We start from the raw sequence: 18477 nt of genomic DNA on the forward strand, positions 1-18477 counted from the left end.
GCGAAAGGCACCCACCGGGCCACAGGCCGCCTCACTGGTGAACGGCGGTGAGTTCTTCAGCGGCGGCGCGGGCGCGCGCCAGCCACGTGTGCTGCTCTCGGGCATCGCGCATGTGGGCGGCCGTGTCCGCGAAAACCTCCGGGTGGGCGTGCAGGTCGTCCAGGAGCCGCCCGAGCGCCTGGGCGGAGTAGTCCGCCGCCCAACCCAGGCCTGCCTCGGTGACGATGTGCGAGGCCAAGGTCCCACCGGCGGTCAGGACGGGCACTGCGTGGGCAATGTACTCGAAGAGCTTCACCGGTGCGGCAAAACCCCGGTAGTCGATGGGATCGACGAAGAGGACCCCGCAGTCGGCCTTCGCGTACAGGTGCTCAAGGGCGTCACCGGAGGCGTGGACGACCTCGACATTGTCGGCCATCAGTGGCGCGTACTCGCCGACGTTGGCCTGCCACTGGGCCTCGGGCACACACATGACCAAGCGAGTGTCACTGCGCCCGGCCACGGCCTTGACAGCCTCGTGCAGCCGGTAGTGGGCGCCAAGGCCCCCCACGTAGACCAGGGTGAGCACCCCGTCCTGCAGACTCGGCCGGGCCACGTCGCTGGGCGTGCCTCCCGGAGGCAGTGCCCGCATGCGGTCCTTCGGGTAGACGGGCACGAACTCGCCCATCTCCATCGACGGCAGGAACAGGCGGTCCACCCACTTCGAGTACCACGCCAAGTCGTAGCGGTACAGGCTGCGCATGGCCAGAGCAATCGGGGCGCTGACCTGTTCGTCGTACTCGGGGAAAGCCCAGTACACGTCCCGGTAGAACAAGCCCGTGGGCACGCGGTGCCTGGCGCACAGGCGGAACAGATCCACGTCGAGCAGCGGGTGGGGCGGAAGGTGGCGCGGCTCGGTGAGCATCGTCGGGATCGTCGCCGACTCCGAGTAGAGGAAGTCGATGCGTTGACCTGCCCTCAGCCGCTGGCGCAGGGCGCGGATGCGGCGGCGGCGTTCGGAGCCCGTTCCCGTCACGTCCAGCACCTCGTAGCCGAGCTCCTCGAAGGCGTCTCGCAGACGCACGGGGCGGATCCCCGACGCTGCCTTCGCATTGCGGTCCAGCGGGTACGGTGCGTGGAAGATCATCGTGGGCATGTGCGGTCCTCGGGTGTCCCTGGGGCCGGGTGACCCTCAGCGCACCTATCCTAGTCGGAGCCTCGGACAGCTCTGCCTGAAAGGGAACGCGTGGCCACCTACACCGACAGGACCCGTGTCCTGCACGTCAATGACGTGGCAGGAGTCCCCTCCGCCCTCGTACGTGCCGCCAATGCGCATGGGCGCTCCTGGAGACTGCGGAGCCTGCCACCCGTGCGCCCCCCGATGTGGCGGGCGGCCCTGGAGCGTGCCGCCGACCTGACCCGGTGGATGGGGGAGCGGGGCCTGGCCGAGGTGCTCCACGTCCACTACGGACCCAACGGCTACCTGTCCTGGGGCTCCGCCAGGCCCCACGTCCTGCACCTGCACGGCACCGACGTGCGCGTGGACCTGCACCGCAGCGGCGCCGGGTGGCTCACCCGCCGCAGCATCCTTGAGGCCGACGCCGTCGTCTACGCCACCGAGGACCTGGCCGATGCGGTGCGCGAACTGCGCCCGGACGCCACTTGGGTGCCCAACCCCCTCCCGCCGGGAATCCTCGACCGATCGACTCCCGCTCCCGTCCCGGGCCGGGTGGTCTTCTGCTCGCGTTGGGAGGAGTCCAAGGGGGGAGCCGCCATGGTCGAGGCCGCCACCACCATGGTGGACGTGGGGGTTCAGGTGCACGGCCTCGACTGGGGGGACCTGGCCGACCGGGCGAAGGCTTGTGGCGTCGTCCTGTACCCGCGCATGTCGCAGGAGGACTACTGGGATTTCCTCGCCCAAGCACACCTGGTCGTCGGCCAGCACTCCTTCGGCGTACCCGGAACCTCCGAATTGCAGGCAATGGCCTTGGGTCGGCCAGTGGTGATGGACGCCCCCGGGGTGCCCGTCATCGCCTCGACCCGCACGGACCTGGTCGACGTCGTCCGCGAAGCCTTGGCCGATCCCGACCGCTTGGAGCAGGTCGGCGGCACGGGGCGCTCGTGGGTCCTCGACCACCACGCCCCGGTGGTGTCGGTGCACGCCCTGGAGCAGATCTACCGCCGGATCACCTCCTGACCGACTCGACTAGAGTGGTCACCCACGGCCACTCGACGGAAAGGAAGCGCGCGTGTCCGCCCTCGTCCTCACCTCCCACCTGTGGGATCCGACCGCCTTGCCGGGCGCGCACTGGCGCAGCGCACCCCGAGGCGCCACGCCGGAGGGCCCCCTGCCCACCACCGTCGACGAGGCCCTGACCTGGGCGCAGGCGCAGCACGGCCAATTCGCCGCCGTCATTCCCGTCGAGGGAGCCACGCTGCTGGTCACCGACTTCGGCCGCACCATCCCCCTGCTGTGCACGCGTGTCGGCGGGCGGTGGGTGGTCGCCGACCACCCGCGCCCCCTTCTGGAGATGATGCCCGAGGCCCGCCTGGACGCCGACGGCGCCTTCCAATTCCGCCACGCGGGCTTCGTCCTGGGACAGCGGACCCTCATCGAGGGCATGTGGCAGGTGCCTGCCTCAAGCGTGGTCGAGCTGCGCGACGGGGAGGAGACCCCGCGCGCCCACATGGCACACATGTTCCGTTACGGGCCGGATCGCACCGACGACGAACAGAGTTTCGCAGCGGGGTTCCTGGCGGCCTTGGACGCCGCCGTCTCGCGGACCGTGGAGCTGGCTGGGCAGCGCCAGATCGCCGTTCCCCTGTCCGGCGGCATTGACTCGCGCCTGCTCATGGCCCTGCTCTGCCGTGCCGAGGCCAAGCGGGTCCTGGCCTTCACCTACGGGGTGCCCGGCTCCACCGAGGCCGAGGTCTCCCGCACCGTCGCCCAGGAAATAGGCGCCGAATGGGTCTTCGTCCCCACCGACGCGCAGAAGGTGCGTCGGGCGTGGATCGACGAAGGCGGGGCCTTCCTCGAAGACGGGTGGGCGGGCGCCTGCCTGCCGCACTACCAGGACTGGTTCGCGCTGCGTGAACTCACCGGCAACGGCACCCTGGAGCCGGGCGCCGTGGTTCTTCCCGGACACACGGTGGTCGGCAACCTCCACGACGAGCAGGTCGTCACCCAAGGGCGGGTCCTCGGCAGGCGAGAGCTGGCCGAGGTGCTGGCGGACCACCACTTCTGCCTGCAGGGGCGCCCCCGTGACGTGCGCGCCAACAAGGTCGTGGTGGAAGAGATGCGCGCCTTCCTGGACGAAATCAACTGGGAACCCACCAGCACCCACGTGCAGTCGTGGATCGAGTGGTTCAACATCCGCGAACGCCAGGCCAAGTACATAAACAACTCGATGCGCGCCTACGAACACTTCGGGCTGGACTGGGCGCTGCCCATGCTGGACCGGGGCGTGGTGCGGGCATGGGAGTCCGGCTGCTACACCTTCACCGATGGGCCCCGCCATTGGTACGCGCGCTTCACCAGCGACCTGTACGCCCGCACCACCGGCGCCGGAGGCGAATACTGGGCGCCGACACTGGGCCGGCTGGACAGTCGGGTCAAGGGCGCACTGGTGTCCGTGCTGCGGGCCACCCGCGCCGATGAGGCCGCCCGCCGCATCCTGTCCACCCGCACCCAGCTCAACCATCCGATGGCTTTCGAAGCGTTCCTCGGCACGCACAGGTCCTCGCAGTACGTCAAGGACCTGCTGGGCGGGCGCACCCTGCAAGGAGTCTTCGCGGACCTGTTCCTGGCCGACGACTGGGCACCCGGCACGGCGATCCTTCCCCACTGACTCGAGAAGTCATTCCCTGCGCGATTGGACGCGCCCCTTGGCGGCTTGTAACGATGGGAGCATTCGCGAGTTCCGTCGAGAGGTTGTTCCTCGTGCGTCCGGCAGATCCCCGACGGTGTGGTCTCGATGATCGCCGCGACCTTCAGGCACTTCCGCAAACCCGGCGGCTCCCCCTACTATTGCGCCAGCCTGTTCTGCCGCCGGACGAACTACGCCTCGTACCAGTACCACTACCGGGTGGGCCAGCAGCTGGCCGACCTCACACGCATGACCGGAAAACCCGAGTTCGCGCGCCTCGGACAGATCCTCAGGTCCGACGCAGGAATCGGGGACCGGACCCTGCCCTACTGACCCGTCCAGGTCGCCACGGCCAGGTTCGTGGTGCCTGCAACGCCACGCCTTGGCAGGTGTCGAGAGCCCGCACCCACGCATTAGACTTCTTGCGACACACACCGTGACAAGGAGAGTTCCACATGCGCATCGCAGTCGTCGCACTGGGCAAGATCGGTCTTCCACTGGCGGTCCAATTCGCCGACAAAGGCCACGAGGTCATCGGCGTCGACGTCAGTGAGCGCACCGTCGCCCTCGTCAATGACGCGAAGGAACCCTTCCCCGGAGAGGCCTTCCTGCAGGACAAGCTCACCGAACTGGTCCCCGCCGGACGTCTGCGCGCCACCACCGACTACGCCGAAGCCATCCCCGGAGCCGACGCCGTGGTCCTGGTGGTGCCTCTCTTCGTCGACGCCGACTCCAAGCCCGACTTCGGGTGGATGGACGCCGCGACCAAGTCCTTGGCCGAGCACCTGACCCCGGGCACCATCGTCTCCTACGAGACCACCCTGCCGGTGGGCACCACCCGCGGTCGTTGGAAGCCGATGCTCGAAAAGATCTCGGGACTGGTCGAAGGCAAGGACTTCCACCTGATCTTCTCCCCGGAACGCGTCCTGACCGGACGGGTCTTCGCAGACCTTCGCAAGTACCCGAAGCTGGTCGGCGGCCTCTCCGAGGAGGGCACCGCAGCCGGAATCGCCCTGTACGAACAGCTTCTCGACTTCGACGAGCGTCCCGACCTGCCGCGAGCCAACGGCGTGTGGGACATGGGCACCGCGGAGGCCGCCGAGATGGCGAAACTGGCCGAGACCACCTACCGGGACGTCAACATCGGCTTGGCCAATCAATTCGCCGTCTACGCCGACAAGGCCGGCATCGACGTGTACAAGGTCATCGAGGCCTGCAACTCCCAGCCCTACAGCCACATCCACATGCCCGGCATTGCCGTGGGAGGCCACTGCATCCCCGTCTACCCGCGCCTGTACCTGTCGACCGACCCGGATGCCTCCGTGGTCCACACCGCGCGCTGGTTCAACGCCGACATGCCCACCTACGTCGTGGATCGCGTGGCAGAAGTCCTCGGTGACCTCACCGGCATGCACGTGGCCGTGCTGGGCGCCTCATACCGCGGCGGTGTCAAGGAGACCGCATTTTCCGGAGTCTTCGCCACCGTGGAGGCCCTGCGTGGACGCGGCGCCCGCGTGAGCGTCCAGGACCCCATGTACACCGACGAGGAACTGGCCGCCTACGGGTGGGACGCATACCACGTGGGTGAGGCCGTCGACGCCGTCATCATCCAGGCAGACCACGCCGAGTACACGACCCTCGCCCCCGCCGACCTGCCCGGCGTCAAGCTGCTCTTCGACGGGCGTCGGGTCACTGACGCCGCCCTGTGGGCAGGCACCCCGCGCATGGTCATCGGCGCACCCTCGACGGAGGGCTGATGAACTCGACCTGGCTGGACGTCCTCGCGGGGATGGTCCTCGCCGGGACGGTCCTGTTCGTACCCGGCGCCCTCATCGGGTGGGCGGCTGCTCTGCGTGCCAGGACCCTGCTGATGGCCGCCCCCCTGCTCTCGGCCACAGTCGTCGCCCTGTCCTCGGTGTGCGCGCCCTTGGTGGGCCTGTCTTGGGGAATCGTGCCCTTGGCCTTGGTCACCGCTGCGCTCGCTGGACTGGCAGCACTGGCGCGTCTTCGCGAGCGCACTTCGGAGACGCCGTGGGACGGGGATCCACGCATTGCCGTGGCGGTGACCGTGGCTGCCGCCGCAGTGCACCTCGTGCGTCTGACACGCGCCTATCGTTTCCCCTTCGCCCTGTCGCAGACCTACGACTCGCCCTTCCACGTCAACCTGGTTCAGCGTTTCGTGGCACGGGGTGACGCCTCGTGGTTGCACGTGTCGCTGACGACCCACGGGACGGACAGCGGCTTCTACCCGGCCACGTGGCATGCCGTGGCAGCCTTGGTCTCCCAATGGCTCGGCGTGCCGGCCACGGTGTCCATCAATGCGATGACCTTTGCCGTCACCGGATTCCTGTGGCCCGCCCTCGTGGTCCTGGTCACGGCATCCCTCACGCGTTCGTGGACCTTCGGGGCGGTGGCCGGTGCGCTTGCCTTCGCCCTGCCGCAGATGCCGAACCAGTTCACCTACTTCGGGGTCCTGTACCCGAACCTCCTGGGTTATGTGCTGGTCGTCGGCGTCTTGGGAATCCTCGTGCGCCTCTTCTTCCAGGAAGACGCCACGCGGGCAGAGACCATGACCACCCTCGGTGTCGGCATCCTCGCTCTGCCGGGACTGGCCGTCACCCACCCCAGCGCCTTGTTCACGGCCGTGATCCTCTCCCTGCCGCTGGTTCTCGTCGGCACGTGGTCCGCCCTGGTCCCCGTCCAGCGGCGGGGGCGCTGGTGGATTCGGCCAGTCATCGGGACCCTGATGGTGGTGGGCGCCTATGTGGCCGTGGAGCGGATGACAATGGCCGTTCCTGCCCTGGCAGGTATGCGATCGGTTGAATCCGTGTGGGCGAGTGAGGGCGCCGTGCACCAGGCGGTGGCACGTGTCCTGTCCTTCACCACGGGGTGGATGATCAACCAGAGTGGGGTTCTTCCGTGGCTCATAGGCGCTGTCGCGCTGGTGGGTGCCATGTGGTGCCTGCGTGACCTGCGCACGGCGTGGCTGCCGCTGAGCCACACCGTGGCCGCCTTCTTCTACGTCGTCGCATTCTCCTGGCAAGAGCCTTGGCGCGGCTGGATCGTGGGCCTGTGGTACGCGGACACGCGTCGTTTCGAGGCGATGGTGGGCCTGACGGGGGTCTTCCTGCTCGCGCTGGGCGCATGGGTGCTGGCGAAGTCGGCAGTCACTTGGGTGGCCCCTCGCCTGCCCGACGCAATGCCGAGACGCATGGTGGCTCTGGTCGCCCCCACGTTGGTGCTCCTCCTGGCGCTGCTCGCCCAGGTGAGCGCCCCCATGCGCGCCTCGTACTCGAAGATCGGCTCCAACTCCGACTTCGACACCACCGAGTCGTGGAACGCCGGTCTGCTGTCCATGGACGAGTACCGCCTGCTCGAGCGTCTCCCGCAGCATGTGCCCGCCGCTTCGCAGGTCATCGGCAACCCGTGGAACGGTTCCGTCTTCGCCTCGGGCATCGGGGGAGTCGATTTCGCATTCCCGCACGTGGCCCCCGTGTACAACCCGGACGCCATGTACCTGGCCGAACACCTGCGTGATGCCGCCACCGACCCGAAGGTGTGTCAGATCGTGCGCGACGAACACATCGACTACGTCCTGGACTTCGGCACCGACTACCTGTGGCACGGCGACACGTGGGGCAAGCACCTACGTTTCCCGGCCCTCAAAGGCATCGCGTGGAGTGGGCTGGTCGAGGAGATCGACCGTGAAGGACATGCGCGACTCCTGCGCATTTCGGCATGTGACTGACACGCCCCATTGGGACCCCCACGATCCCACTCGTACTGGCACCAGAGGGAGGACACATCTTGGCGACATGGTTCCAGTTGCTCCCGGCCGTGGGGGTGGTCCTGGCCGTGCTCGTGCTGCCGGGCGCAGCAGTTGCGCTGGCAGCAGGGGCCAGGGCGCGGATCCTGGTCGCGGCGGCACCGCTGCTCAGTGTCCTCGTCCTCGTCCTGGCGGCCATGGGGGCCGAGGCCGTGGGCGTGCCTTGGGGATTGCTGCCACTGGGAGCCCTGACCCTGGTGCTGGTGGGGGTCGCTGTGCTGGTCCGTCCCGTCGTCAACGGCCGGGATCCCTCGTGTGGGACGGGATTCCGGCCGCGCTGGGACGGGCCCCTGTGGGTTGCACCGGCGGCGGTGGCTGTCGTGGCACTCGTGCACGCGAGGCTTCTCACTGGCGCGATGGGCGGACCGGAACACATCTCCCAGTCCTACGACGGGGCCTTCCACCTCAACCTCCTGGAGATCATTGCGTCAACGGGACGGGCCTCGGTCCTGCATGCCGGCTACTCGGCAGTGGACGCGCCCGGCTTCTACCCGGCCGCCTGGCACGACATCGCGAGCCTGCCCGTCCTGTGGGGCCTGGCCTCGGCGCCTGCCGCCACGAATGCCATGGTCATCGTCGTCACCTCCGTGTTGTGGCCGACCTCGATGGCGGTACTGGCCGGCTCCGTCGCCCGCTCCCATGTGGCTGCCGCCGTGGGGGCCCTGGCCAGTGTGTCCTTCATGCAGATGCCGAATCTGCTCACATGGTTCGGGGTCCTGTATCCGAACCTCTTGGCCACAGCCTTGCTGCCGCTGGTCCTTGCCCTGCTCGTCATGGCCTTCGGAAGGTCCGACCCGGGCCAGCGGGGGATGGCGGTGGTGGGGGCGCTGCTCGGCTTGGTCACACTGGGGGTGTCCCACCCGAATGTCTTCTTCGCCGCCCTGGTCCTGGCCCTTCCCCTGTTCGTGCAGGAGACGGTGCGGGTGGGCGTGCGATGGGGCAGAACCCCACGGGAGTGCGTCCTTGGCGCACTGACCGGCGCACTGTGCGTGAGCACCGCCTGGGTGGCGCTCGATCAGGCGACTTTCCTCGTGCCCGCCCTGGCCAGGCTGCGCACCTCCGACCGGTTCTGGGCGGCCACCCAGACACCATTGGAGGCCCTGAGAGACCTCGTATGGGGATCGGCGGGGGACACTGCGGACCTGGCGGGCGTCGGCGCCTGGGTCCTCGCGCCGCTGCTCCTGGTCGGCGCCGTCACGGCCCTGCGGGACGTGCGCACCCTGTGGGTGCCACTGGCACACCTTTTCGCCGGTCTTCTCTACGTGGTCGGCTCCAGCGACTCCACGCCGTTCAAGTCCTACATGGTGGGCCTGTGGTACGGGGACACCAAGCGCCTGGCCGCACTGTTGGGCGTGACCGAGGTGCTCCTGGCCGCTCTGGGCGTCCTGGGTCTTGCGCGCCTGGTGGAACATCTCCTGAGGAGACGCCTGGCAGAGCTCACATGGCTCAAGGTACCCATGCGTGCGCTACCGGCGGCACTGGGCGTCCTGGTCATGGTGGCCGGCCTCACAGGGGCCGCCGTTGAACGCAGCTACGCCCTGGTACGGGCCAGTTGGGCGTGGGGGTACACCGACGAACTCGGCCACGGCCTGCTCGACGAGGACGAACTGACCCTCCTGCGACGCCTGCCCACACACGTCGGCCCCGGGGAGACCGTCCTCAACAACCCGTGGGACGGGTCAGTCCTGGCCCCGACCTTCGCACACAGGCAGGTCCTCTTCCCCCACGTGGTGGTCGACGGAGACGCCGAGGGCAAGAAGCTCGCCCTCTCGCTGGCAAAGGCCGCCCAGGACCCGGCGATCTGCACGGTCCTTGACAGGCGCCGCATCCACTTCGCCCTCGACTTCGGACCCGCCTACTTCTGGGGCCCCTACGCGGGCCCCGACTTCCCCGGTGAAAAGGCCCTGGCAGAACTGGAGGCCTCGGGAGGAACCGAGGTCGTCGACGAGCAGGGCCAGGCACGACTGCTCCGACTGACCGTGTGCGACTCCGTCGGCGCCACCCGAGTGCCCTAGGCTTGTCCCCATGTCCGCATCCCGGATCGCAGCTGTTGTCGTCGCATGGAACCGCGCCGACATGCTCGTCGACACCCTTGACGCCCTGGCCGGACAGACCCGCCCACTGGACGACCTCGTCGTCGTCGACAACGCCTCGACCGACACCACCCCCCAAGTGCTCGCCGCCCACCCGGGTGTCACCGACATCGTCACCATGACACGCAACCTCGGAGGCGCCGGAGGATTCGCCGCAGGCATCGCCCGTGCCATCGCCAGGGGAGCTGACCTCGTGTGGATCATGGATGACGACACGGTCCCGCATCCGGACGCCCTGGAGGCCCTGCTGCGGGTGCGCGAGGACTACGAGGGCACCCCCGCAGTCCTGGCCTGCCGGGCCGACTGGACCGACGGGCGCGAACACCCGATGAACCGGCCGCGCACGCGCGTCGGTCTGGCCCCGCGCCTGCACCGCAAGGCCGAGGCCGTGGGCGCGCGCCAGATCCGCACCGCCTCCTTCGTCGCAATCCTCATCGACGCGCGCGCCGTGCGAGAGGAGGGCCTGCCCCAAGCCGACTACTTCCTGTGGAACGACGACTTCGAATACACCTCACGTCTGCTGCGCACACGCATCGGACTGTACGTGGACGGTGCCCGCGTCGAGCACCGGACAAAGGTCTTCGGCAACTCCACCGCCGACCCCGGGCCGCGCATGGTCAACGAGGTGCGCAACAAGGTGTGGGCCTTCACCCGCTCGCCGGGACTCTCGCCGGCGGACAAGATCCTCTTCGGCGGGATGACGGCCCTGCGTTGGGCGCGTCTGCTGGCCACCACCTCCGAGCGGGGAGCCATGGCCGAGCGCATTGTCGACGGGGTGCGCCAGGGCCTGCACGCCCCCAGAGCCACCAGCGAGGTCCTGGCCGGCACCCCTGTGGCCGCCGAGGTCGCCGCCCTCGATGTCGGAGGCACAGGTGACTGAGGACCTCCCGCCCTTCTCCGTCCTGCTGCCGGTGTACATCGGTGACCGCGCCGACCACTTCAGCAGAGCCCTGCGCAGCGTCGGCGCCGACCAGAGCCTGCCCGCCGACGAAATCCTCGTCGTGTGCGATGGGCCCGTGCGCCCCGAGGTCGACCAGATCCTGAGCGAGGCCGAGGCAGGGCAGCGCCCCGACCTCGTCGCAGAGGTGCCCCTGCGGGTCCACCGGCTTCCCGTCAACCGGGGTCTCACCGAGGCCTTGAACCACGGGCTCGCACAGTGCGCGCACGAGGTTGTGGCCCGCGCCGACGCCGACGACATCTCCGTGCCCGAACGCTTCGCACTCCAGATCCCCATGATCGTCAAGGGCTTCGACCTGGTGGGGGCGGGCATCGCCGAATTCGACACCGACGAGACCCGGCCGGGACTGGTGCGCCGCATGCCCCTGGGGCAGGAGGAGATCCGCGAGGTCGTCACCTACAGGGACCCCTTCAACCACCCGACCGTCGTCTACCGGCGTTCGGCCGTGGACCGGGTGGGCGGCTACGAACACGTGGACCACATGGAGGACTACTGGCTCTTCGCGCGGATGGTGGCAGCCGGAGTTCCCTGCGCCAACCACCCCGAGGCGCTGGTCCTGTACCGGGTGGGTGCCGGCGCCTATTCCAGGCGAGGAGGTTTTGCCATGTTGCGCTCGGAGCTGGCGCTGCAGCGCCGCATGCGCGCCCGTCGGATCACGACTGTGAGCCAGTGCGTGCGCAATGTTGCCGTGCGCGGCGTGTACCGGCTGATCCCCTCCGGCTTGCGGCGCGCCCTCTACCATGCGGTGGGCAAGGGGCGCTGGTTCCGACAGGCCCCCCACGCGTGAAGGCCACCGCGACACCGACCGCCTTGCGCGGAGACATCCAGGCCCTGCGCGCCCTGGCGGTCCTCATGGTCCTCGGAGTCCACCTGTGGCCGGAGCGCCTGCCCGGTGGTTTCGCCGGAGTCGACGTCTTCTTCGCCATCTCCGGCTTCCTCATCACCTCCCACCTGCTCAAGGAGATCCTCTCCACCGGCACGGTCCAGCTCGGACGCTTCTACGCCCGGCGAGTGCGGCGGCTCCTGCCCGCGGCATTCCTGGTCCTCGTCGTCTCCCTGGCCGGGGTCGTGGCCCTCATGCCGTCGAACCTGTGGGGTCCCAACGGCGTCGAGGCGGCTGCGGCGGCCGGCTACGTCCAGAACCTGTGGCTGACCTGGCAGGCCGTCGACTACCACGCCCAAGGCCAGACGGCGACCATCGCCCAGCACTACTGGTCGCTGTCGGTGGAGGAACAGTTCTACCTCCTGTGGCCGGCCCTGCTGTTGCTCCTTCGCGGGAGGGACCCGGAGCGGGTTCGAGGGCGCCTCGCCGTGGCAGTGGCCGTCGTGGCGGGCCTTTTCCTTGCCTTCTCCGTGTGGTTCACCGCGGTGGACGTCCACCGCGCCTACTTCTTCACACCCGTGCGATTCTGGGAGTTCGCCGCAGGAGGGCTGCTGGCCCTGGGCGCACAGCGGATCGGACGGTGGGACCGGCCCGCCGGGCGTGCCGCCATGTCCGCAGCGGGATGGCTCATGCTGGGTGCATCCTGCGTGCTCCTGCAGCCCACCGACCCCTTCCCCGGGTGGCGGGCACTGCTGCCCGTCGTCGGCACGGCACTGGTCATCGCCGCAGGCACGGCGGGAGCGGTGCCCTGGGTGAGTCGTGTGACGGACCTGCCGCTCGTGCGTCTTCTCGGCGACCTGTCGTACTCCCTGTACCTGTGGCACTGGCCGCTGCTCGTCCTCTTCCCGCACGCCTTCGGCCGACCCCCGTTGTGGCCGGAAAAGCTTGGCCTCATGGCCCTGACCTTCGCCCTCGCCTGGGCGACGAAACGCTTCGTCGAGGACCCGGGGCGCGCCCTGCCGTGGACCACCCGGCGCACCATGACAGTGATGCTCGTCGCCGTCCTGGCCCTGGCCGGCACGGGGGTGGGACTGCGTCAGGCGGGCCGCATGGTCGAACACGCGCAACTCGAGGCGCACCGAGTCTTCCTCCAGAGCCCGTGCGCAGGGCCCAAGGCCCTCCTGGACCCTGCGTGCGCCGGACACATCGGCGACCCTCTCGAAACCCGCTCCCTGGGAGAGGACGCCAAGTACTTCACGGCGCCGCCCTCGTGCACCCTGCTCCAGGACGAGAAGGACTCCCTTCCCCCCGTGGTCGAATGCGACCACAGTCAGGGCCGCGCGGACGCACCCCTCGTGTACCTGGTCGGCGACTCCCATGCGGAGCAGTGGAGATGGGCCGTTGACGAGGTCGCCCGCCGCCAAGGATGGAAACTGCGGACCCTCGTCAAGGGCGGCTGCCCCATCGGGGACCTCACGCTGACGATCGATGACACCCCGAGGGTGCGTGGATGCGAGGCCACCCGCGACGCGGTCGACGCCCACATCGGCCGTGTCCGACCTGACATGGTGGTGACCAGCACCTACGCCATCGGTGAACCGGTGGAGTTCGGCAGTGGGCTGACCCGCGAGCAGGCCTACGCCAAGGGCATGGGCTCCATGTGGAAGAGGTGGACCGCCGGTGGGACCCGCGTCAGCGTCATCACGGACACCCCACTGAACAAGGCGGTGCGACCCGTCGAATGCGTGAGCACGAACTGGCGGAATCCTTCCGAATGCGACCGACCTCGCGCCGACGCGATCCCGATGGCCCCCTTGGACCGTGCCGTGGAGGCCGCCGACGACCCGATGATCCGACTGGCGGACATGACGCCGGGCTTCTGCAGCCCCACCACCTGCCACGCGGCCGTCGGGGGAGTGCAGGTCTTCTACGACCACGACCACGTCCAACGCGAGTACACCTTGCTGTTGGCGGATCTGCTGGAGACCGAGCTCACCCGGTGAACACCACCGGCGTCGCTCCAGCTTCCACGCACGCGCTGACCAGCACGGGGGAAGCATCGGCGTGCGGCGCCGTGCCATAGACTGTCGGGGACGAAAGGGGAACTCCGTGAACCATGATCTGGTCGTCGTCGGCTCGGGCATGTTCGGTCTGACCGTCGCCCAGCAGGCAGTCGAACGCTGGGGGCTCAGGGTCGCAGTGATCGACCGCCGACCGCATGTGGGCGGCAACGCCTACTCGCAGATCGACCCCGACACGGGGATCGAGGTCCACACCTACGGAGCCCACCTCTTCCACACGTCGAATGAGCGCGTGTGGGAGTACGTCAACCGCTTCACGACCTTCACGAACTACGTGCACAAGGTCTGGACGACGGTGGGCGGCGTCGTCTACCCGATGCCCGTGAACCTGGGGACCATCAACCAGTTCTTCGCTTCGGCCATGACCCCCGACCAGGCGCGCGCCCTCATCGCCGAACAGGCCGCCGAAGTTGCCGGCTCCCATGTCACCGACTTCGAGTCCAAGGGCGTGTCCTTGGTGGGACGGCCCCTCTTCGAGGCGTTCTTCAAGAACTACACGGCCAAGCAGTGGCAGACCGACCCCAAGGACCTGCCCGCTTCGATCATCTCCCGTCTGCCAGTGCGTTACACCTACGACAACCGCTACTTCAACGACACCTGGGAGGGCCTGCCCACAGGCGGCTACGCCGCATGGCTGGAGCGCATGGTGGAGGACCCCCGCATCGACGTGTTCCTCGAGTCGGACTTCTTCGCCTCCGGCAACCCTCTGGGAAAGGCCGCAGTGGTCGGACAAGTGCCGGTGGTCTACACGGGACCCGTGGACCGCTACTTCGACCACCAGGCAGGAGACCTGTCCTGGCGCACCGTCGACTTCGAGCGTGAGGTCGTCGACACCGGCGACTTCCAGGGCTGCCCCGTGATGAACTACGGCGACCTGGACGTGTCCTTCACGCGGATCATCGAATTCCGTCACTTCCACCCCGAGCGCGAATACCGCACCGACAAGACCGTCATCTTCCGCGAGTTCTCGCGCTTCGCCGATCACGGGGACGAGCCCTACTACCCGGTGAACACCGCGCAGGACCGCGAACGTCTGGCCGCATACCGTGACCTCATGACCCGCGAGTCCCAAGTCTTCTTCGGCGGGCGCCTGGGCACCTACAAGTACCTCGACATGCACATGGCCATCGCGTCGGCGCTGACCATGGTCGACAACGACCTGGCTCCCATCTTCGACGGCAGGGCGGTGAAGTGAGCGGCCAGGCCGACACGCAGGGCTACCAGACCCCGGGCGAGTCCGCAGGACTCCTGGAGGTCTTCCGCCAGCCCTTCCTCATGAGCCTCATCGTCCACAAGGAGCTGAGGCAGCGCTACCGGGGCTCCGTGCTGGGAATGCTGTGGAGTTACGCCAAGCCGGCCACCCAGTTCCTCGTCTTCTACTTCGCCATCGGCGTGTTCATGAGGATGAACCAGCAGATCGAGAACTACGTCATCTACATGTTCTCCGGCGTGGTCCTCATCAACTACTTCACCGAGGTCTTCGGCAACGCCACCCGCGCGGTCGCCGGAAATGCGGCTCTGGTCAAGAAGATCTACCTTCCGCGTGAACTCTTCCCGACCTCGGCCCTGTGGGTGGCCTTGGCGCACTTCCTGCCGCAGGTGGTCGTCCTGGTCGTCGGTGCCCTCCTGTTCGGATGGGCGCCCAGCCCGATGGGCGTGGGCGCCATCCTGGTGGCCTTCCTCATCGTGTCGACCTTCGCACTGGGTCTGGGCCTGTTCTCCGGCGCCCTCAACGTCTTCTACCGTGACGCGGAGAACTTCGTCGACCTGATCCTCATGGTCGTCACGTGGGTCTCACCGGTCCTGTACACGTGGGCAATGGTCCACGACGTGCTGGTCAGCCATGGCGCCACATGGCTGTGGTGGGTGTACCAGCTCAACCCGATGACCGTGGCCGTGGAGCTCTTCCACTACGGATTCTGGCAGGCGACCTTGCCTGCCGACGCCGGTGCCGCCATGGCTCCGCACATGGGCATGTGGACGATCTGCGCGGTCGTCGTCTCTGTCCTGTGCCTGGTCGGCGGAGAACTCTACTTCCGCAGCGTCGAGTCCCGATTCGCCCAGGAGCTGTGATGGCACCAGTGATCAAGGTCAATGAGGTCGTCAAGGAATTCACCCTCCACAACACGCGCACCCTCAAGGACCGTCTCGTGTGGACCCTCACAGGCAGGCGCGACCAACTCTCCAGTCAGTTCCGCGCCTTGGATGGAGTCTCCTTCGACGTCGAACCCGGAGACTCCATCGGACTCATCGGATACAACGGCTCGGGCAAGTCGACGATGCTGAAATTGATCTCCGGCGTCATGCGTCCCGATTCCGGCACCGTGAAGTACAAGGGCCGCATGGCCGGACTCATCGAGGTCGGTGCGGGCTTCCACCCGGACCTGACCGGCCGCGAGAACGTCTTCCTCAACGGCGCGATCCTGGGGATGACCAAGGAGCAGATCGAGGACGCCTTCGACCAGATCGCCGCATTCTCGGAGATCGGGGACTTCATCGACACGGAAGTGAAGTTCTACTCTTCGGGCATGTTCCTGCGCCTGGCATTCTCCGTGGCAGTGCACACCGACCCCGACATCTTTCTGGTCGACGAGATCCTGGCCGTGGGTGACGAACCCTTCCAGAACAAGTGCCTGGGGCGTATCCGCGAAATGCAGGAGGAGGGCAAGTCCTTGGTCATCGTCAGCCATGACCTGGGACTCATCCGCGACCTGTGCAATCGGGGGATCCTGCTGGAAAGAGGTCATCTGAAGGTTGACGGGACGGCAGCCGAGGCCGTCGACGTCCTGCGAGGGGCGTGACCGGCGGCGCACAACGATGCCTCGGGTCACACGGAAGAGCTGAAGGAAAGGACACCATGAGAGTCGCTGCGATCGTCGTCACCTACAACCGCCAAGAGCTGTTGAAGAAGACCTTGGCGGCGTTGGACGCCCAGACCAGGATTCCGGAGGTGGTGATCGTCATCGACAATGCCTCCACCGACGACACATGGCAGATGCTCAAGGGGTGGAAGCCCCGCCGCATGACCATGGACATCCACCGTCTTCCCCGCAACGACGGTGGCGCAGGAGGCTTCTACGTCGGCATGGACCTGGCCTACGAAGCCGGGTACGACGCCTTCTGGATCATGGATGACGACACGGTTCCCAGGCCCGACGCCCTGGCCCAACTCGTGGATGCCTACGAAGAGGCCGCCGCGTACCAGTCGCGTCCGCCCTCCTTCGTGTCCTCCATGGTCGTGTGGACCGACGGTGAGGCCTGCCGCATGAACTATCCGAAGGCCAAGTGGGACTGGATCTCGCCCTTGGCCCACGGGAAGCGGTGGGTCAACCTCGAGTGTGCGTCCTTCGTGTCGTGCATGGTCATGCGTCATGCGGTGGAGAAAGTGGGCCTGCCCTATCCGGAGTACTTCATCTGGTTCGACGACGCGGAGTACACCTACCGTCTGGCCAAGTGGAGCACCGGCATCTTCGTCCCGGACTCCGTCGTCGATCACCTGATGCCGAAGAACGATGCGGTGAGTTGGGGACAAGTCACCGAGGACAATTTCTGGAAGTTCTCGCGCGGCATCCGCAACCAAGTGTCGGCAGCCATGTCCCTTCGCCGCCTCGACATCCTCGCCACGGCATTCCAGTCGATGGTCGGCCAGATGCTCACGACCCCGGCTCCTGTGCCGCTTCGTGCCAAACTCTCGTGGGCGGCCGTGTCGGGCCTGTGGTTCCGCCCTCGTGTGCGTTTCCCGCGGGCGATGGGTGAGGTGACCTTCGACCGCCACGCCCTCAAGGAGGACCCCACCGACCTGGACGTCACGCACTGAGGCGACGCACCTGCCACGAAGGCCGTGCCCCCGGTCCGAATGAGGACCGGGGGCACAGCGCACGATTCGTGGTCAGCGTTTGCGCAGGACCGACAACACCCTGCGGACCTTCCAATTCGCCCAGCTGAAGAAGGTCTGGGAGGAGTGACGCATGTCCTCGAAGACGGCGGCCTGCCACAACAGTGCGCCGATTCCGTTGCGGCGCACGTAGTCGCGCAGGTACTCGTCGCGGACCTTGAGGTCGAAGTAGGCGTGGTCCTTGGCTCCGGCGAACACGGAGTTGCCCAGGACGCCCTTCTGCTGGCGCCGCTGGTGCCAGAAGGCAAGGGGCTTTCCGTCAATGAAGGCGACGTCGTAGGCGACGGCCAGGCGGATGTGGAACTCCCAGTCGCCGACCACCGGCAGGTCGGAGCGGAAACCGCCCAAGTCCTCGATGACCTTGCGCGGGTACATGCAGCTGATGGGCACGGCAATGTTGGAACGCACCAGGCGGGACAGGGAGAACTGGTGGATCTCCGGCCATGCGGGCATCCGGCCGATCTCCTGGACGGAGTTCGCGGTGAGCTTTTCCAGGACGATCTCGGTGCGCACGGCGACGCCTCCGAGTTCCGGGTTGGCCTCCAGGTGCGCGGTGCAGGTCTGCAGGAAGGACGGAGCCCACGTGTCGTCGTCGTCGTGGATGCAGATGTAGCGACCGGTGGAGGAGGTGATCGCCTGGTTGGAGGCGTGCTCCATGCCCGTGGACTCCGGGTTGTGGATGACCCGCGCACGTCCCTTGAGTCCGTCGGCGTACTTGGCCACCAGGGCGTCGACCTCCTCCGGGCGACCGCCGTCGTTGACGATGACCATTTCGAAGTCCTCGAAGGTCTGCGCGATCACGTCGCGGATCGCACGGTCGAGCAGGATGGCCCGGTCCTTCGTGCGGGTGACGATGGTGACGGTGGGCGTGGTCGACATCGAGCCTCCTCTGGTCGTGGTTCCATGCGAGTCTAGCCCGGTCGCACTTGTGCGCGAGACCGCCCCGCCGCATCCGGCAG

At 67.6% G+C, this 18477-nt stretch carries 15 protein-coding genes; 13 read left to right on the forward strand and 2 right to left on the reverse strand.

Annotation, left to right across the window (positions count from 1 at the left end; all coding sequences use genetic code 11):
• Positions 1-31 precede the first annotated feature (31 nt).
• A complete protein-coding gene (locus I6B53_RS04075; RefSeq protein WP_216764976.1) occupies positions 32-1132 on the reverse strand; it encodes a glycosyl transferase family 1 in 1101 nt (366 codons plus the stop codon).
• 90 nt (positions 1133-1222) lie between these two features.
• Here I6B53_RS04075 and I6B53_RS04080 point away from each other — a divergent pair, with 90 nt between their 5' ends.
• The 13 genes from I6B53_RS04080 (at position 1223) to I6B53_RS04140 (ending at position 17440) form a co-directional block, all read left to right on the forward strand.
• Entirely contained in the window at positions 1223-2173 is a 951-nt protein-coding gene (locus tag I6B53_RS04080) for a glycosyltransferase family 4 protein (protein WP_216764977.1), read from the forward strand.
• A gap of 52 nt (positions 2174-2225) precedes the next feature.
• On the forward strand, positions 2226-3824 hold the full coding sequence (locus I6B53_RS04085) for an asparagine synthase C-terminal domain-containing protein (RefSeq protein WP_216764978.1): 1599 nt from the start codon (positions 2226-2228) through the stop codon (positions 3822-3824).
• Positions 3825-3950: 126 nt separating this feature from the next.
• Positions 3951-4175, forward strand: coding sequence for a hypothetical protein (locus I6B53_RS04090; RefSeq protein ID WP_216764979.1), 225 nt, complete (start codon positions 3951-3953; stop codon positions 4173-4175).
• Between the two features lie 122 nt (positions 4176-4297).
• Positions 4298-5599, forward strand: a complete 1302-nt coding sequence (locus I6B53_RS04095; protein ID WP_216764980.1) for a nucleotide sugar dehydrogenase — start codon at positions 4298-4300, stop codon at positions 5597-5599.
• On the forward strand, positions 5599-7590 hold the full coding sequence (locus I6B53_RS04100) for a DUF6541 family protein (protein ID WP_216764981.1): 1992 nt from the start codon (positions 5599-5601) through the stop codon (positions 7588-7590). Before I6B53_RS04095 ends, I6B53_RS04100 begins: the two co-directional genes overlap by 1 nt.
• A 59-nt stretch (positions 7591-7649) precedes the next feature.
• Complete coding sequence (locus I6B53_RS04105) at positions 7650-9683, forward strand: DUF6541 family protein (protein WP_216764982.1); 2034 nt, start codon at positions 7650-7652, stop codon at positions 9681-9683.
• Between the two features lie 10 nt (positions 9684-9693).
• Positions 9694-10641, forward strand: a complete 948-nt coding sequence (locus I6B53_RS04110) for a glycosyltransferase (protein WP_216764983.1) — start codon at positions 9694-9696, stop codon at positions 10639-10641.
• Complete coding sequence (locus I6B53_RS04115) at positions 10634-11506, forward strand: glycosyltransferase (protein ID WP_253953962.1); 873 nt, start codon at positions 10634-10636, stop codon at positions 11504-11506. Before I6B53_RS04110 ends, I6B53_RS04115 begins: the two co-directional genes overlap by 8 nt.
• Positions 11503-13545, forward strand: a complete 2043-nt coding sequence (locus I6B53_RS04120) for an acyltransferase family protein (RefSeq protein WP_216764985.1) — start codon at positions 11503-11505, stop codon at positions 13543-13545. Before I6B53_RS04115 ends, I6B53_RS04120 begins: the two co-directional genes overlap by 4 nt.
• 106 nt (positions 13546-13651) lie before the next feature.
• Entirely contained in the window at positions 13652-14818 is a 1167-nt protein-coding gene (gene glf, locus I6B53_RS04125; RefSeq protein WP_216764986.1) for a UDP-galactopyranose mutase, read from the forward strand.
• Positions 14815-15696 carry an ABC transporter permease gene (locus I6B53_RS04130; RefSeq protein WP_253953963.1) on the forward strand — a complete coding sequence of 294 codons (882 nt, stop codon included), beginning with the start codon at positions 14815-14817 and terminating at the stop codon, positions 15694-15696. The genes glf and I6B53_RS04130 overlap by 4 nt, the downstream gene beginning before the upstream one ends.
• Positions 15696-16424, forward strand: coding sequence for an ABC transporter ATP-binding protein (locus I6B53_RS04135; protein WP_216764987.1), 729 nt, complete (start codon positions 15696-15698; stop codon positions 16422-16424). Before I6B53_RS04130 ends, I6B53_RS04135 begins: the two co-directional genes overlap by 1 nt.
• 56 nt (positions 16425-16480) lie before the next feature.
• Positions 16481-17440, forward strand: a complete 960-nt coding sequence (locus tag I6B53_RS04140; RefSeq protein ID WP_216764988.1) for a glycosyltransferase family 2 protein — start codon at positions 16481-16483, stop codon at positions 17438-17440.
• A gap of 72 nt (positions 17441-17512) precedes the next feature.
• On the opposite strand, the gene I6B53_RS04145 is transcribed toward I6B53_RS04140, so the two are convergent.
• Positions 17513-18397: a glycosyltransferase family 2 protein gene (locus I6B53_RS04145; protein ID WP_216764989.1), complete on the reverse strand. Its 885-nt coding sequence runs from the start codon at positions 18395-18397 to the stop codon at positions 17513-17515.
• Positions 18398-18477 lie beyond the last annotated feature (80 nt).

The organism is Schaalia sp. 19OD2882, from assembly GCF_018986735.1.
Classification (GTDB): domain Bacteria; phylum Actinomycetota; class Actinomycetes; order Actinomycetales; family Actinomycetaceae; genus Pauljensenia.